The following is a 16,200-nucleotide window of genomic DNA, read 5'->3' on the forward strand; positions in this document are numbered from 1 at the left end:
GCGGTGTCCTCAAGCGTTCGGGTCGAGCGGGCCACGCACCTGGCCGCGGAAGCCATGCACCACGCGGGCGCCGGCGTAGTCCACCAGCTCCACCGTGCGTTGCTGGCCGGGCTCGAAGCGAACGGCAGTGCCGCTGGCAATGTTCAGCCGCATGCCGCGTGCGGCCGTGCGGTCGAACGACAGCGCCGCATTGGTCTCGGCAAAGTGGTAGTGCGAGCCGACCTGGATCGGCCGGTCGGCGGTGTTGCTCACCACCAGCGTGAGGGTGCGCCGGCCGGGGTTGAGCTCGTGCCGGCCTTCGTCGAGCAGCAGCTGGCCCGGAATGAGGCGGGGTGTGGGCAGTGCCATGGGGTGGTCCTGCTCAGCGGTCCTTGCCCGACCACCACAGGCCCAGGGCCACGGCAGCGGCGCTGGCGATCAGCCCCAGGGTGTCGGTGGCGTGCCAGTGGGCACCGGCCAGACCATGGCCGTCGTGGGCCAGGGCCAGGGCCGGTGCGAGCAGGGCTGCCGGGGTGATGAGGTGTCTCATGGGCATGGGTGGGTGGTTCAGGGGATGGGCTGGTGCACCGTGACCAGCTTGGTGCCGTCGGGGAAGGTGGCCTCGACCTGGATGTCCGGGATCATGTCGGCGATGCCCTCCATCACGTCGTCGCGGGTGAGCACGCGGCGGCCTTCGCTCATGAGCTCGGCCACGGTCTTGCCGTCGCGGGCGCCTTCCATCACGGCGGCGGTGATCAGCGCGACCGCCTCCGGGTGGTTCAGCTTGAGCCCCCGCGCCCGCCGCCGTTCGGCCAGCAGGGCGGCGGTGAAGATCAGCAGCTTGTCTTTCTCGCGCGGTGTCAGGTCCATGCAGCCGTCTCAGCAAGACCCGTGCCGGTCGGGCCATGGCACGAAAGCTGCACCTTGAGGCATGTGAATACGACCGATGCCACCGATCTGCCGCCGGGCCGCCCCAAGGCAGATCAGCCCCCCCGGGGGGCAGCGACCCGCGAAGCGGCGGAGCGTGGGGGCATGCCCCTGCAGCGCATCATCAAGGTGCGGCGGGACTACAACAGCTGGGTCGGCAGCGAGACCATGGAGGACTACGCGCTGCGCTTCACCCCGCAGCGGTTCCGCCGCTGGAGCGAATGGCGGGTGGCCAACACGGCGTTCGGGGCGGCGTCCTTCCTGATCCTGGAGGCGGTGGGCGCCACGCTGCTGGTGCAGTACGGCTTCACCAACGCGGCGCTGGCCATCCTGTGCACCGGGCTGATCATCTTCCTGGCGGGGCTGCCCATCAGCGTGTACGCCGCCCGCTACGGCGTGGACATGGACCTGCTCACGCGCGGCGCCGGCTTCGGCTACATCGGCTCGACCATCACCTCGCTCATCTACGCCTCCTTCACTTTCATCTTCTTCGCGCTGGAGGCGGCGGTCATGGCCTACGCCCTGGAGCTGGCGCTGGGCATTCCGCCGGCCTGGGGCTACCTGATCTGCGCCCTGGTGGTCATTCCGCTGGTGACGCACGGGGTGTCGGTCATCAGCCGCTTTCAGGTGTGGAGCCAGCCGCTGTGGATCGTGATGATGGTGGTGCCCTTCGTGGCCGTGGCCTGGATGTCGCCCGACACCTTCACCCAGGTCCTGCACTACGGTGGTGCGGATGGACAGGGCGGCGGCTTCCAGTGGCACCTGTTCGGTGCTGCGCTGACGGTGGGCATCGCCCTCATCACCCAGATGGGGGAACAGGCCGATTACCTGCGCTTCATGCCGGCGCCCCAGCCGGGTGCGCGCTGGCGCTGGTGGGCCGGCGTGCTGGCCGGCGGCCCGGGCTGGGTGGTGCTGGGCGTGCTCAAGATGCTGGGCGGCGCGGTGCTGGCCTACCTGGCCATCAGCCACGCCGTGCCCACCGACCGCGCGGTCGACCCCAACCAGATGTACCTGGCGGCCTACGAATACGTGTTCCCGCACCAGGGCTGGGCGATTGCGGCCACGGCGCTGTTCGTGGTGGTCTCGCAGATGAAGATCAACGTCACCAACGCGTATGCCGGCTCGCTGGCCTGGAGCAACTTCTTCTCGCGCATCACCCACAGCCATCCGGGGCGGGTGGTGTGGGTGGTGTTCAACACGCTGATCGCCTTCATGCTGATGGAGATGAAGGTGTTCGAGGCCCTGGGCCAGGTGCTGGGCGTGTACTCCAACATCGCGATCGCCTGGATCATGGCGGTGGTGGCCGACCTGGTCATCAACAAGCCCCTGGGCTGGTCGCCCAAGGGAATCGAGTTCAAGCGCGCCCACCTCTATGACGTGAACCCGGTGGGCGTGGGCGCCATGGTGCTGGCGTCGGCCGTGTCCATCGTGGCGCACCTGGGGTTGCTGGGGCCGATGGCCGAGGCCTTCTCGGCGGTGATCGCCATGGTCACGGCGTTCGTCACTGCACCGTTGATCGCCTATGTGACCAAGGGTCGGTACTACATCGCTCGCCCCCACGCTGCGCCGCTGCGCGATGCCGCCACCCAGCGCTGCGTCATCTGCGAGCGCGAATACGAGGCGCCCGACATGGCGCACTGCCCGGCCTACCAGGGGCACATCTGTTCGTTGTGCTGCACGCTCGATGCCCGCTGCGGCGATCTGTGCAAGCCCCATGCACGCCTGTCGGTGCAATGGGCCGGGGCGCTGCGTCGGCTGCTGCCGCGCAGCATCTGGCCCTACCTGGATGCTGGGCTGGGCCACTGGCTGCTGCTGATGCTGGTGATCGCTCCGTTGCTGGCGGTGGTGGTGGGGCTGCTGTACCGGCAGGAGGTGCAGGCCCTGGCCCGGGGTCTGGGCCAGGCCTTGCCGGTGCTCGACGGGGCGCTGCGCTCGGGCTTCCTGCGGGTGTACCTGGTGCTGCTGGTGGTGGCCGCCACCGTGGCCTGGTGGCTGGTGCTGGCCCACAAGAGCCGGGAGGTGGCCCAGGAGGAGTCCAACCGCCAGACCCATCTGCTGATGCAGGAGATCGATTCCCACCGCCGCACCGACGAAGCCCTGCAGCAGGCCCGCCGCGCCGCCGAACAGGCCAACCAGGCCAAGTCGCGCTACATCAGCACCATCAGCCACGAGCTGCGCACGCCGCTCAACAGCATCCTGGGTTATGCCCAGCTGCTGCAGGAGGACGAGCAGCTCGGCGGCCAGCAGGCGCACGCCATCCGCGTCATCCACCGGGGTGGCGAGCACCTGCTCTCGCTGATCGAAGGCACGCTCGACATCGCGCGCATCGAGAGCGGCAAGCTGGCGCTGGAAGTGCGGCCCATGGCCTTTGCCGACACGGTGCGCGAGGTGGCCAGCCTGTTCGAGCTGCAGGCACGCGGCAAGGGCCTGGGCTTCGGTTTCGAGCCGGCGGGGCGCCTGCCCGAGGCGGTGCGGGCCGACGAGAAGCGGGTGCGGCAGATCCTCATCAACCTGCTGGGCAACGCGGTCAAGTTCACCCGGCAGGGTCAGGTGCGGCTGAGGGTGGCCTATGCCCGCGAGATGGCGCACTTCGAGGTGCACGACACCGGCCCCGGCATGACGCCGCTGGAGCTGGAGCGGGTCTTCGAGCCGTTCGCACGGGGGCAGGGTGACCGGGCTTCGAGCGGTGCCGATCCCCTGCCCGGCACGCCCGATCCCACGGTCACCGGCACCGGTCTGGGTTTGACGATTGCCAAGATGCTGACCGACCTCATGGGGGGCGAACTGACGGTGCGCAGCGCGCCGGGGCAGGGCTCGGTCTTCACGGTGCGGCTGTTCCTGCCCGAGCTCAGCGGGGCGGCGCCGCAGCGCACGGCAGCCGCCCACCTGGCGGGCTACAGCGGCCCGCGCCGCTGCGTGATGGTGGTGGACAACGAAGAAGCCGATCGCGAGCTGATCGCCCGCTGGCTGCTGCCGCTGGGATTCGACGTGCTGCCGGCCCACAGCGGCCTGGATGCCCTGGCCCAGCTGGAAGGGCTGCGCCCGGGTGGTGCTGGCGCGCCGCACGCCATCTTCATGGACCTGGCCATGCCCGGCATCGATGGCTGGGAGACCGTGCGCCGCCTGCGTGCCCGTGGCTGGGGTCACATTCCGCTGGCCATCGTCTCGGCCAACGCCTTCGACCGGGGCCTGCAGAGCGACATCGAAGGCGGTCGCGGCCATCGCCCGCAGGACTTCTTCGTCAAGCCGGTGCGCCGGGACGACCTGCTGGCCTGGCTGACCCAGCACCTGTCGCTGCAGTGGATGGCCCCCGTCGACGCGCTGCCGGGCCCCGCCGTGCCCGCCGCCCCGCCACCAGTGCTGCCCGACCGCAGCGAACTCCTGCCCCTGCTGGCGCAGGTCCGCCTGGGCTACACCCGGGGCATCGTGCAGTGGGTCGACGACTGGGTGGAGCGCTGTCCGGCGCAGGCCGAACTGGCCCGTCGGCTGCGCACCCTGGCGCGCGAGTTCCGCTTCGATGCCATCGAAGAACTGATTGCCGGCCTGCCTGCTGCCCATGGACCCGACTGATTTCCCGCCTGCCGTGCACCCGGCCCATCCCCTGCGCCAGGACGGCGCGGTGGTGGTGCTCATCGTCGACGACGTGCCCGACAACGTGGCCCCGCTGCACGACGGGCTGGACGCGGCCGGCTACACCGTGCTGGTGGCACTCGACGGCGAATCGGCCCTGCGCCGGGCCAGTCAGGCCCGCCCGGACGTCATCCTGCTCGACGCGGTGATGCCGGGGCTGGACGGCTTCGAGGTGGCGCGGCGCCTGAAGGCCCGGCCCGAGACCGCCGACATCCCCATCATCTTCATGACCGGCCTGACCGACACCGAGCACCTGGTGGCGGCGCTGGAGGCGGGCGGCGCCGACTACGTCACCAAGCCGATCAAGCCGCGCGAGGTCATGGCCCGCATGGGCGTGCACCTGCGCCAGGCCCGGCAGGCACGCGAAGGCGCCGTGGAGCGCAGCCAGGCGCGGCATGCGCTGGATGCCTTCGGCTACGCCACCATCACCGTGCGCGAGCGCGACGGCCGCCTCATGTGGCAGACCCCGCTGGCGCGCAGCCTGCTGCGCCACCACTGCGGCACCGAGGCGCCGGTCACGCCCGAGCCGGTGCTGGCCTGGCTGCGCCGCCACATGAGCGAGGCCCGGGCCCTGCAGGAGCCGCCCCGCCTCACGCTGGACAACGGCCCGCGCCGCCTGACCTTCCGGCTGCACCAGCTGGTGGGCGACGAGGACCACGATCTGGCGGCCGACACCGGCGGCGACTGGCTGATCGTGATGCAGGAGACCTCGGACGAAACGGTGCTGGCCAGCCTGGCCGGCGCCTTCGGCCTCACCGCCCGCGAAGCCGAGGTGCTGTACTGGGTGGTGCGCGGCAAGATCAACCGCGACATCGCCGACATTCTGGGCGCCAGCCCCGCCACGGTGAAGAAGCACCTGGAGCGCATCCACGCCAAGCTGGGGGTGGAGACCCGCACCGCGGCGGCCGCCATGGCCCTGGCGCGGGTGCCGCAGCTGCAGCAGCCGGGCGGCTGACGCCGCCGTACGCCATGCGGCGTACATACGACCTACAGGGTTCTCCCTAGCATCCTCTTCACCACCCAAGCGGGCCCGTCGGCCCCTGGTGGACATCCAGGATCACAGGAGAAACGCCATGCCCCGCCACAACCCGATCGACTCCCAACCCCGCCGCCTGACCCTCAAGGCCCTGTCGGTGGCCGCCACCGTGGCCACCCTGGGCCTGGCCGGCCTGCCGGCCCATGCGCAGGACACCATCAAGGTCGGTGTGCTGCACAGCCTCTCCGGCACCATGGCCATCTCCGAGACCGTCCTCAAGGACACGGTGCTCATGGCCATCGACGAGATCAATGCCAAGGGCGGCGTGCTGGGCAAGAAGCTCGAGCCGGTGGTGGTGGACCCGGCCTCCAACTGGCCGCTGTTCGCCGAAAAGGCCCGCCAGCTCATCAGCCAGGACAAGGTGGCCGTGGTGTTCGGGTGCTGGACCTCGGTGAGCCGCAAGTCGGTGCTGCCGGTGTTCGAGGAGCTCAACAGCCTGCTGTTCTACCCGGTGCAGTACGAGGGTGAAGAGCTCAGCAAGAACGTGTTCTACACCGGTGCCGCGCCCAACCAGCAGGCCATCCCGGCGGTGGAATACCTCATGAGCAAGGACGGCGGTTCGGCCAAGCGCTTCGTGCTGCTGGGCACCGACTACGTGTATCCGCGCACCACCAACAAGATCCTGCGCGCCTTCCTCAAGTCCAAGGGCATCCCCGATGCGGACATCATGGAGGAGTACACGCCGTTCGGTCACAGCGACTACCAGACCATCATCGGCAACATCAAGAAGTTCGCCTCGGCCGGCAAGAAGACGGCGGTCATCTCCACCATCAACGGCGACTCCAACGTGCCGTTCTACAAGGAGCTGGGCAACGCCGGCCTGAAGGCCACCGACGTGCCGGTGGTGGCGTTCTCGGTGGGTGAGGAAGAACTGCGCGGCGTGGACACCAAGCCGCTGGTGGGGCACCTGGCCGCCTGGAACTACTTCATGAGCATCAAGAACCCGGCCAACGCCGCGTTCGTCAAGAAGTGGAGCGACTACGCCAAGGCCAAGAACATCCCGGGCCACAAGGACAAGCCGCTGACCAACGACCCGATGGAGGCCACCTACATCGGCATCAACATGTGGGCCCAGGCCGTGACCAAGGCCAAGAGCACCGACACCGACAAGGTGATCGCCGCCATGGCCGGCCAGACCTTCCAGGCCCCGGGCGGTTTTGTCTCCACCATGGACAAGGAGAACCACCACCTGCACAAGCCGGTGTTCATCGGTGAAGTGAAGGCCGACGGCCAGTTCAACGTGGTGTGGAAGACCAAGGGTCCGGTGGTGGCCGATCCCTGGAGCGATTACATCGCCGAGAACAAGGGCAAGAAGAACGTGCCCGAGAAGAAGTGAGCGTGTGCCGGTGACCGTTCCGACCCGACTCCTCGATCTGACCCGGCGGGCCGGGCGCCTGCTGGTCCTGCCATTGCTGATGGCCGCCGGCAGCGCCCAGGCCCTGTCGCCTGCCGACGCCCTGACGCTGGCCGCCGGTCAGGGTGACGAGCGGGTCGAGACGCTCAACCGGCTGGTGACCGAGGCCGATCCGCGCGCCGTGGCCCTGATCGAGGCCCTGGCCGACGGCTCGGTGCAGGTGCAGGGCGAGCAGGTGCTCATCCTGGCCGCCGACGGCAGTGCCACTGACGCGGTCACCGGTGCGGCCGTCACCCCCGACGGCACGGGCGAGGATGCGGTGGTCAACAACCGCATGCGCGGCGCGCTGGCCACGGCGCTGGCGGGCCGGGCCCTGTTCGGCACCGACGAGACGGCCCAGCGCGAGGCGGCCCGGCTGATCCAGCGCGGCAACTTCGACGAACCCGATGCCGCCCAGCTCCCCTTGATCGACAAGGCGCTGCAGGGCACGCTGCACGACGCGGCCCGGGCCGATCTGCAGCGGGCCCGTGCGGCCATCCTGCTGTCCAGCGAGGACACGGCCCAGCGGCTGGCGGCCGCCCAGGCGCTGTCGGGCGCCCGCGACCCATCGCTCAAGCCGGTGCTGGAGCGGCAGCTGCAGGCCGAGCAGGACCCCGCCGCCAAGGCCGCCATCAAGGCCGCCCTGTCCGCGCTGGACCGGTCGCTCATGATCAGCAGCGGACTGTCGCAGGCCTTCACCGGGATCAGCCTGGGCAGCATCCTGCTGCTGGCTGCGCTCGGCCTGGCCATCACCTACGGCCTGATGGGCGTGATCAACATGGCCCACGGCGAACTGATCATGATCGGCGCCTACGCCACCTGGCTGGTGCAGGTGTTCTTCCGCCAGCACCTGCCCGGCGCGTTCGACTGGTACCTGCTGGTGGCCATGCCGGTGGCCTTTGCCACCTCGGCCCTGGTGGGGGCGGCCATGGAGCGCAGCGTGATCCGCTTCCTGTACGGCCGCCCGCTTGAAACCTTGCTGGCCACCTGGGGCATCAGCCTGGTGCTGATGCAGGCGGTGCGCAGCCTGTTCGGCGCGCAGAACGTGGGGGTGGAGAACCCCAGCTGGATGAGCGGCAGCATCACCCTCATGGGCCAGCTCACGCTGCCCTGGAACCGGGTGCTGATCATCGTCTTTGCTGCCCTGGTGCTGCTGGGCGTGGCCCTGCTGATCGGCAAGACCCGGCTGGGCCTGTTCGTGCGCGGCGTGACCCAGAACCGGCCGATCGCCTCGTGCATGGGCGTCAACACCGCGCGCATCGACACCTGGGCCTTTGCCCTGGGCTCGGGCATCGCCGGACTGGCCGGCTGCGCGCTGAGCCAGATCGGCAACGTGGGCCCCGACCTGGGCCAGAGCTACATCGTCGATTCCTTCATGGTGGTGGTGCTGGGTGGCGTGGGCCAGCTGGCCGGCACGGTGTACGCCGCCCTCGGCCTGGGTCTGCTCAACAAGTTCATCGAGGGCTGGGCCGGTGCGGTGCTGGCCAAGATCGCGGTGCTGGTGTTCATCATCGTCTTCATCCAGAAACGCCCGCAAGGCATCTTTGCCCAGAAGGGCCGGAGCGCGGAGGCATGACCCATCCGACTGCCCCATCCGTGGCGCTGCCCGAACCCGGGCCGCTGCTCAGCCGCGCCGGCTGGAGCGCCTTCATCGTGGCCCTGCTGGTGGTGTGCGCCGCAGCACCCCTGCTCAACCTGGTGGTGCCGGCCGGCCACCCGCTGCACCTGAGCGACTACCTGGTGGGCCTGCTGGGCAAGATCATGTGCTACGCCATCTGTGCGCTGGCCATGGACCTGATCTGGGGCTACAGCGGCATCCTGAGCCTGGGGCATGGCCTGTTCTTCGCGCTGGGCGGCTACGTGATGGGCATGTACCTCATGCGCCAGATCGGCCGCGACGGCAACTACCAGAGCGACCTGCCCGACTTCATGGTGTTCCTGGACTGGAAGGAGCTGCCCTGGCACTGGGCCCTGTCCGACAGCTTTCTGGCCACCCTGCTGCTGGTGGTGCTGGTGCCCGGGCTGGTGGCCTTCGTGTTCGGCTACTTCGCCTTCCGCTCGCGCATCAAGGGGGTGTACTTCTCCATCATCACCCAGGCACTCACCTACGCCGCGCTGCTGCTGTTCTTCCGCAACGAGACCGGTCTGGGCGGCAACAACGGCTTCACCGATTTCAAGCGCATCCTGGGCATGCCCATCGCCACGCCGGGCATGCGCATGACGCTGTTCGTCATCACCGGGCTGGTGCTGCTGGGCTTCTTCCTGGGTGCGCGCTGGCTGGTGCGTTCCAAGTTCGGCCGGGTGCTGCAGGCCATCCGCGATGCCGAGAGCCGGGTCATGTTCTGCGGCTACAACCCGCTGGCCTACAAGCTGGCCATCTGGACGCTGTCGGCCGTGATGTGCGGCGTGGCCGGCGCGCTGTATGTGCCGCAGGTGGGCATCATCAACCCGGGCGAGCTGAGCCCGGCCAACAGCATCGAGATCGCGGTGTGGGCGGCGGTGGGCGGGCGCGGCACGCTGATCGGGCCCATCGTGGGGGCCTTCATGGTCAACGGCGCCAAGAGCTGGCTCACCGTCACCTTTCCCGAGTTCTGGCTGTACTGCCTGGGTGCGCTGTTCATCGTGGTCACGCTGTTCCTGCCGCAGGGTGTGGTGGGTCTGGTGAAGAAGCTGCGCCAGCGCGGGAGGTCGGCATGACACCGTGGCAGATGGAAGAGGGCGCCGAGCGCCACCGCCGGTTGCTGGAGAAGGCGGCGGCCGAGCCGGCGTCCGGCGGCCGCCAGGCCAGCTTCTCGCGGCCGCTGGTGCGCGGCGAGGTCGATGTCTCGCACGGCCGCATCCTGTACCTGGAAGACGTGCATGTGAGCTTCGACGGCTTCAAGGCCATCAACGGCCTGTCGCTGGACATCGCGCCGGGCGAGCTGCGCTGCATCATCGGACCCAACGGTGCCGGCAAGACCACCATGATGGACATCATCACCGGCAAGACCCGGCCCGACCGGGGCACGGTGTTCTTCGGCAGCACCATCGACCTGCTGGCCCACCGCGAGGCCGAGATCGCCACCCTGGGCATCGGCCGCAAGTTCCAGAAACCCACGGTGTTCGAGAACCTCAGCGTCTACGAGAACCTGGAGCTGGCCCTGGCGGCCGACCGCCGGGTGGGCGCCGCGCTGCGCTTCCGGCCCGACGGTGCCCAGCGCGACCGGTTGTCCGAGGTGCTGGTCACCATCCACCTGGCCGACCAGGTGCACCGGCAGGCCGGCCTGCTCAGCCACGGGCAGAAGCAGTGGCTGGAGATCGGCATGCTGCTGGTGCAGGACCCCAGGCTGCTGCTGCTGGACGAGCCGGTGGCCGGCATGACGGACGAGGAAACCGAGCGCACCGCCGAACTCTTCCGGGGCCTGGCCGGCCGCCATTCGCTCATGGTGGTGGAGCACGACATGGGGTTCGTGCGTGCGCTGGGCGGCAAGGTCACGGTGCTGTGCGATGGCGCGGTGCTGGCCGAGGGGTCGCTGGACGAGGTCCAGGCCGATGAACGCGTGATCGAGGTCTATCTGGGCCGCTGAGGACAACATGAGCCTGCTGGAAGTCAAGGACGTCAATCAGTACTACGGCGGCAGCCACATCCTGCGCAACGTGGGATTCTCGGCCGCCAAGGGCGAGGTGACCGTGGTGCTGGGCCGCAACGGCGTGGGCAAGACCACGCTGCTCAAGGCCCTCATGGGCCTGGTGCCGGTGGTCAGCGGCAGCGTGGTGCTCGATGGCCAGGCCATCACCACCCGCACGCCGTACGAACGTGCCCGCCTGGGCATGGGTTATGTACCGCAGGGCCGCGAGATCTTCGGGCGGCTCACGGTGCACGAGAACCTGCTCATGGGGCTGGCCACCCGGCCCGGCAGCACCCCGGTGCCCGAGGAGCTGTTCGAGCTGTTTCCGGTGCTGCGCCAGATGCTGGACCGCCGGGGCGGCGATCTCTCGGGCGGGCAGCAGCAGCAGCTGGCGATTGCGCGGGCGCTGGCCAGCGGTCCGCGGGTGCTGATGCTCGACGAGCCCACCGAGGGCATCCAGCCCAACATCATCAAGGACATCGGGCGGGTCATCCGCATGCTGGCCGACCGCGGCGACATGGCCATCGTGCTGGTCGAGCAGTACTACGATTTCGCCGAGGCCCTGGCCGACCGCTATGTGGTGATGGAGCGTGGCGAGGTGGTGGCCAGCGGCCCGGGCAGCGAGATGTCCACGCGCGGCGTGCGGCAGATGATCGCCATCTGACGGCGGGGCTTCAGGCCACCGTGGCTTCGTCGAGCAGGCCGGGTCGCGTGGGCGTGCGGAAGCCGGCCGGCAGCGCCACGCCGCCGGACTCGACCTCCCGGCTCTCGCCCAGCCGTGGCGGGCGCGCCCGGTAACGCTCCCGCAGGTCGTCCACCTGGACCTGCAGTTCATCGGCATCCGGAATGCGGTCGCGGTAACGGGCCAGCAGCTGGTGGGCCGACTCCAGCAGCTTGCCGTTGAGGGTGCGGGTGCCGTCGGCCAGCAGCTGCACGGCGGTGGCGCGCGGGTCGCCCTTGAGCGTCATGCGCATGGCGTCTTCGGTCATCTTCAGGATGCGGGCATGGCCGTCGCGCAGGATGGTGGTCCAGGCGTCGTTGCCTCCGCGAGCGGCTCCGGCCAGCAGCTCGCTGAGCGACCGGCCGGTGCCGAAGCGCAGGGCCAGGGCCTCGACCACGATGTCGGCATCCGGCGGTGGTGAACCGGCCTTGTGCAGCCGGGCCATCAGTCCCAGCAGGTTGCAGGCCGACTCGAAATCGAACGCCGGTTCGGTGACGCTGGCCGACAGGCGCTTGACCGTGTCCACCGCCACCTGGGGCTGCTTGTGCTGCAGGGCATTGAGGGCGGTCACCACATCGAGCAGGGCCTGTGGCCGCTCGGGCTCGAAGGCGCGGTCGCGCAGGCGGGTCATGTGTTCCACGCACGACAGCAGGCCGCGGTGGTCGTTGTTGTCCAGCCGGGCGAAGGCCAGCAGCACCAGGGCCTGGGGGTCGAACAGCTTGCTGTCCAGACCGGCGCGGGTGGCGCGGTCGAGCTTCTCCAGACCCACGCCGCGGTCACCGGCGTAGAACGCCAGCGTGCCGTGCTTGAGCAGGCGTGTGATGGACGACGGCGTGAGGCGGGTGGCCATCTCGAAGGTGGACAGCGCGTTCTCGAGCTGGCCCAGCTCGAACTGGGCCCGCCCCATGACGTCGTAGGCATCGGCATAGGCGTCGTCGTCGCTGATCAGGGCCTGCAGCGTGCTCATGGCCCGGGCGGGCTGCCCGCCCTCGATCTGGGCCCGTGCCACGCCCAGGCGGGCCCAGGGCAGGGTCTTGGCCTCGATCACCGCCTCGTAGAGCTTCTTCGCGTCGTCGACGGCACCGCTGCGCAGCATGAGTTCGGCACCGATGCGCGCCGCATACAGCCAGTAGGGCTGGCGCGACTCGAAGCGCTGCAGGCACAGCTGGGAAGCGGTGTCGAAGTCCTGCCGGTCGATGGCGCTGAAGATGTCCTGCAGCGCCCGCTTGCGCTGGCGTGCCTGCAGGATGCGTTCGTGCAGCCGTGCGGCGGTGTGCGGCTTGAGCAGGTAGGCGTCCAGCGCCGACTCGGCCGCCTCGGCCACCTTGCTGTAGGTGGCCTCCGCCGTGAGCATGATGAACACCGTGTAGAAGGGCAGGATCTGGTTGCGCCGCAGGTCGTCCAGCAGTTCCTGGCCCGAACTGCTGTCGCGGTCGAACTCCTGCTCGCAGATCACCACGTCGAAGCGGGAAGCCTCGAGCTTGCGGCGCGCGTCGTGCAGGCGCGAGCACTGCACCACGTTGCCCAGGCCGAGCTCGCGCAGCTGGGCCACCAGGATCGAGCGCGACTGGGGGTTGCCCTCGATGACCAGGGCAGTGGCTTCGTGCAGCGGAAGGGGTGCAGCAGGCTGAATGAACATGCGGATGCGTTCCCCGCGCGGGATGCAGCGGGGCCAAGCTGCATTCTGGGTGGCATCGGGCCCCGGCCAAGGCCGGAAAAGCGGGCGGCCGGCCCGGGAATTCCGGGCTTTGGCGGCGGCGTCAGATCCGCCAGATGCGTGGCGCTTCGGTGCTCAGGCCCCAGGCGGCGGCCCGCCAGGTCGCCCACACGGTCTGGAAGGCAGCCATCAGCGGCTCCACCAGGGCGGCGGTGGCCCGCACCACCACCATGTGGGGGTTGGGCGAGGTGGCGGCCACCCGCACCGGTCCGCTGTCGGGCAGCACCGCACGGGCCGCTTCCAGCAAGGCTTCGGTGCGTTGACGACCCAGCGGCTGGCCGCTGGCCAGCCACAGGCTGCCCAGGCAGCGCTGCCCGTCCAGCCCCACCGGGCTGTGCAGCAGCCGGGTGTCGGCCGCATCGATGAGCGACCGCTCCAGCCACAGGCCGTCCACCGACAGCTTCTGGGCGATGCGGCCCCGGTCGAACGCCTGGTCGGCGGCCGGCAGACCCAGGGCGCACACGTCCCAGCCCATGACTTCGGCATCGCCCCGCAGCACCATCTCGACCTGGTTGAGGGCGTCGCAGCCCGGGTAGGCCAGGGTTTCCAGCGGCACCCACTCCAGCCGCGCGCCGGGGTGCAGGTCCAGCCGCACCCGCTGCGCGGCGAGCCCGGCCTCGCTGCGGTAGAAGCGGGTTGCGCCCGGGGTGGACAGCAGCGCATGGGCGCCGCCGTGCACCGTCACGCCGATGTCCAGCGTGTCGCCGCCCACCAGCCCGGCCGGCGGGTGCACCAGCACGTTGTGGCAGATCGCATCGCCCTCGGGGTACAGGCTCTTGAGCACCCGCAGCGGGCCGCTGTGGTCGTGCTGCAGCACGGTGCGGCCGAGCTGCAGGGTGTAGTCCAGGTCGAGTCGGGCCTGCCAGGGCATGGGCAGCAGGTTCTCAGAAGTGGCGGCCGGCGGCGGCCAGGGCCGTCATGTTGAGCACCCGTCGCACCGTGGCGGCCGGGGTGAGGATGTGCACCGTGCGGGCCGCTCCCATGAGGATGGGACCCACGGTCACGCCGCCGCTGGTGGTGGTCTTGAGCACGTTGTAGAGGATGTTGGCCGCATCCAGGTTGGGGCAGACCAGCAGGTTGGCCGAGCCCGACAGCGTGCTGTCGCCCAGGTACGCGGCGCGGATCTCGGGCTGCAGCGCGGCATCGCCGTGCAGCTCGCCGTCGCACTCGATCTCGGGGTGGGCGGCCACGAACAGGTCGCGGGCACGGGCCATCTTGCGGGCCGAGGCGCGCTTGCTCGAGCCGTAGCTCGAGTGCGACAGGAAGGCCACCTTGGGCGGCAGGCCGAAGCGCTGCACCTCCTGCGCGGCCATCCAGGCGATCTCGGCCAGCTCCTCGGCGGTGGGGTCGTCGTTCACATAGGTGTCGGTCACGAACACCGGGCCACGGTCGGTCATGAGGGCGTTCACGGCGGCGTACTCGGCCACGCCCTCGGCCTTGCCCAGGATGCTGTCGATGCGCTCCAGGTGGGTCATGTAACTGCCCACCAGGCCGCAGATCAGGGCATCCGCATCACCCAGCGAGAGCATGAGCGAGCCGATGATGGTGTTGGAGCGGCGCACGGCGGCCTTGGCCACCTCGGGCGTGGCGCCCTGGCGCTTCATGAGCTGGTGGTAGTGCTCCCAGTACTGGCGGAAGCGCGGATCGTCCTCGGGGTTGACGTTCTCCACGTCCACACCCAGGCGCATGCGCAGGCCGGCCTTCTCGATGCGGGCGGCAATCACGGCGGGGCGGCCGATCAGGATGGGCCGTGCCAGCTGGTCGTCGATGGCCATCTGGGCGGCGCGCAGCGCACGCTCGTCCTCGCCGTCGGCATAAGCCACGCGCTTGCGGTCGGCCGGCACCGTCTTGGCGGCGTTGAACACCGGCTGCATCAGGATGCCGGTCTGGTACACGAAGCGCCCGAGCTGCTGGCGGTAGGCGTCCATGTCGGTGATGGGCCGCGTGGCCACGCCGGACTCGGCGGCGGCCTGGGCCACGGCCGGCGCGATGCGCAGGATCAGGCGCGAATCGAAGGGCTTGGGAATCAGGTAGTCGGGGCCGAAGCTCAGGTCCTGGCCGGCGTAGGCGCTGGCCACTTCCTCGCTGGTCTCGCTCTTCACCAGATCGGCGATCTGGCGCACGCAGGCCAGCTTCATGGCCTCGGTGATGCGGGTGGCGCCGCAGTCCAGGGCGCCCCGGAAGATGTAGGGGAAGCACAGGACGTTGTTGACCTGGTTCGGGTAGTCGCTGCGGCCGGTGGCAATGATGCAGTCCGGCCGCACCGCCTTGGCCAGTTCGGGGCGGATCTCGGGCTCCGGGTTGGCCAGCGCCAGGATGATGGGCCGGGACGCCATGGTCTTGACCATCTCGGCGGTCAGCACGCCGGGGGCCGAGCAACCCAGGAACACGTCGGCACCGTTCACGGCGTCAGCCAGGGTGCGTTTGTCGGTGGCCTGCGCGTAGCGCTGCTTGGATTCGTCCAGCCCGCCCGGGCGACCCTGGTAGATGACGCCCTTGGAGTCGCACACGAAGATGCGTTCGCGGCTCACGCCCAGGCCCACCATCACGTCCAGGCAGGCGATGGCGGCGGCACCCGCGCCGGAGACGGCCAGCGTGACCTCGCCGATGGGCTTGCCCACCAGTTCCAGGCCGTTGAGCAGCGCGGCGGCACTGATGATGGCGGTGCCGTGCTGGTCGTCGTGGAACACCGGGATGTTCATGCGCTCGCGCAGCTTCTTCTCGATATAGAAGCACTCGGGTGCCTTGATGTCCTCGAGGTTGATGCCGCCCAGCGTGGGCTCCAGCGCGGCAATGATCTCGATCAGCTTGTCCGGGTCCTTCTCGGCCAGCTCGATGTCGAACACGTCGATGCCGGCGAACTTCTTGAACAGGCAGCCCTTGCCCTCCATCACCGGCTTGCTGGCCAGCGGACCGATGTCGCCCAGGCCCAGCACGGCGGTGCCGTTGGTGACCACGCCCACCAGGTTGCCCCGGCTGGTGTAGTCGGCCGCCAGGTTGGGGTCGGCCTCGATGGCCAGGCAGGGATAGGCCACGCCGGGGGAGTACGCCAGCGACAGGTCGCGCTGGTTGGACAGCGGCTTGGTCGGCATGACCGACACCTTGCCGTGGCGGGGGGAGCGGTGGTATTCGAGTGCGGCGTCGCGCAGGGCTTGTTCGGCGGGCGTCATGGCTTGTCTCCGGTCGGCA

13 protein-coding genes are annotated in these 16,200 nt (G+C 69.6%); 7 read left to right on the forward strand and 6 right to left on the reverse strand.

The window, feature by feature from the left end:
• Positions 1 to 9: 9 nt before the first annotated feature.
• The 3 genes from CAP38_RS01715 to CAP38_RS01720 are packed head-to-tail and all read right to left on the reverse strand — an operon-like array spanning position 10 to position 849.
• Positions 10 to 348, reverse strand: coding sequence for an urease subunit beta (locus CAP38_RS01715; RefSeq protein WP_086119150.1), 339 nt, complete (start codon positions 346 to 348; stop codon positions 10 to 12).
• Positions 349 to 361: 13 nt separating this feature from the next.
• On the reverse strand, positions 362 to 535 hold the full coding sequence (locus tag CAP38_RS15310) for a hypothetical protein (protein ID WP_179188405.1): 174 nt from the start codon (positions 533 to 535) through the stop codon (positions 362 to 364).
• A gap of 11 nt (positions 536 to 546) precedes the next feature.
• Entirely contained in the window at positions 547 to 849 is a 303-nt protein-coding gene (locus CAP38_RS01720) for an urease subunit gamma (RefSeq protein ID WP_086119151.1), read from the reverse strand.
• A 162-nt stretch (positions 850 to 1,011) separates the two neighbouring features.
• On the opposite strand from CAP38_RS01720, the gene CAP38_RS01725 reads away from it, so the two are divergent.
• The 7 genes from CAP38_RS01725 (at position 1,012) to urtE (ending at position 11,237) form a co-directional block, all read left to right on the forward strand.
• Complete coding sequence (locus CAP38_RS01725; protein ID WP_086119152.1) at positions 1,012 to 4,476, forward strand: ATP-binding protein; 3,465 nt, start codon at positions 1,012 to 1,014, stop codon at positions 4,474 to 4,476.
• Positions 4,463 to 5,491: a response regulator gene (locus CAP38_RS01730; protein ID WP_086119717.1), complete on the forward strand. Its 1,029-nt coding sequence runs from the start codon at positions 4,463 to 4,465 to the stop codon at positions 5,489 to 5,491. Before CAP38_RS01725 ends, CAP38_RS01730 begins: the two co-directional genes overlap by 14 nt.
• Positions 5,492 to 5,609: 118 nt before the next feature.
• Entirely contained in the window at positions 5,610 to 6,908 is a 1,299-nt protein-coding gene (gene urtA / locus CAP38_RS01735; protein ID WP_086119153.1) for an urea ABC transporter substrate-binding protein, read from the forward strand.
• A gap of 79 nt (positions 6,909 to 6,987) precedes the next feature.
• Complete coding sequence (gene urtB / locus CAP38_RS01740) at positions 6,988 to 8,541, forward strand: urea ABC transporter permease subunit UrtB (protein ID WP_086119154.1); 1,554 nt, start codon at positions 6,988 to 6,990, stop codon at positions 8,539 to 8,541.
• Positions 8,538 to 9,662, forward strand: a complete 1,125-nt coding sequence (gene urtC, locus CAP38_RS01745; RefSeq protein WP_086119155.1) for an urea ABC transporter permease subunit UrtC — start codon at positions 8,538 to 8,540, stop codon at positions 9,660 to 9,662. Before urtB ends, urtC begins: the two co-directional genes overlap by 4 nt.
• Positions 9,659 to 10,531, forward strand: coding sequence for an urea ABC transporter ATP-binding protein UrtD (gene urtD / locus CAP38_RS01750; protein WP_086119156.1), 873 nt, complete (start codon positions 9,659 to 9,661; stop codon positions 10,529 to 10,531). Before urtC ends, urtD begins: the two co-directional genes overlap by 4 nt.
• Positions 10,532 to 10,544: 13 nt before the next feature.
• Positions 10,545 to 11,237: an urea ABC transporter ATP-binding subunit UrtE gene (gene urtE, locus CAP38_RS01755; RefSeq protein ID WP_086119718.1), complete on the forward strand. Its 693-nt coding sequence runs from the start codon at positions 10,545 to 10,547 to the stop codon at positions 11,235 to 11,237.
• Positions 11,238 to 11,247: 10 nt separating this feature from the next.
• Here the strand turns inward: urtE and CAP38_RS01760 are convergent, their stop codons facing one another.
• The 3 genes from CAP38_RS01760 to CAP38_RS01770 form a co-directional block, all read right to left on the reverse strand.
• Positions 11,248 to 12,933, reverse strand: coding sequence for a response regulator (locus tag CAP38_RS01760; RefSeq protein ID WP_086119157.1), 1,686 nt, complete (start codon positions 12,931 to 12,933; stop codon positions 11,248 to 11,250).
• 121 nt (positions 12,934 to 13,054) lie between these two features.
• Positions 13,055 to 13,882 (reverse strand): urease accessory protein UreD, encoded by an 828-nt coding sequence (locus tag CAP38_RS01765; RefSeq protein WP_086119158.1) that lies wholly within the window; start codon positions 13,880 to 13,882, stop codon positions 13,055 to 13,057.
• Positions 13,883 to 13,895: 13 nt separating this feature from the next.
• Complete coding sequence (locus tag CAP38_RS01770) at positions 13,896 to 16,181, reverse strand: NADP-dependent malic enzyme (RefSeq protein ID WP_086119159.1); 2,286 nt, start codon at positions 16,179 to 16,181, stop codon at positions 13,896 to 13,898.
• Positions 16,182 to 16,200: the final 19 nt, after the last annotated feature.

It is taken from the genome of Hydrogenophaga sp. IBVHS2 (genome assembly GCF_002127215.1).
Classification (GTDB): domain Bacteria; phylum Pseudomonadota; class Gammaproteobacteria; order Burkholderiales; family Burkholderiaceae_C; genus Hydrogenophaga.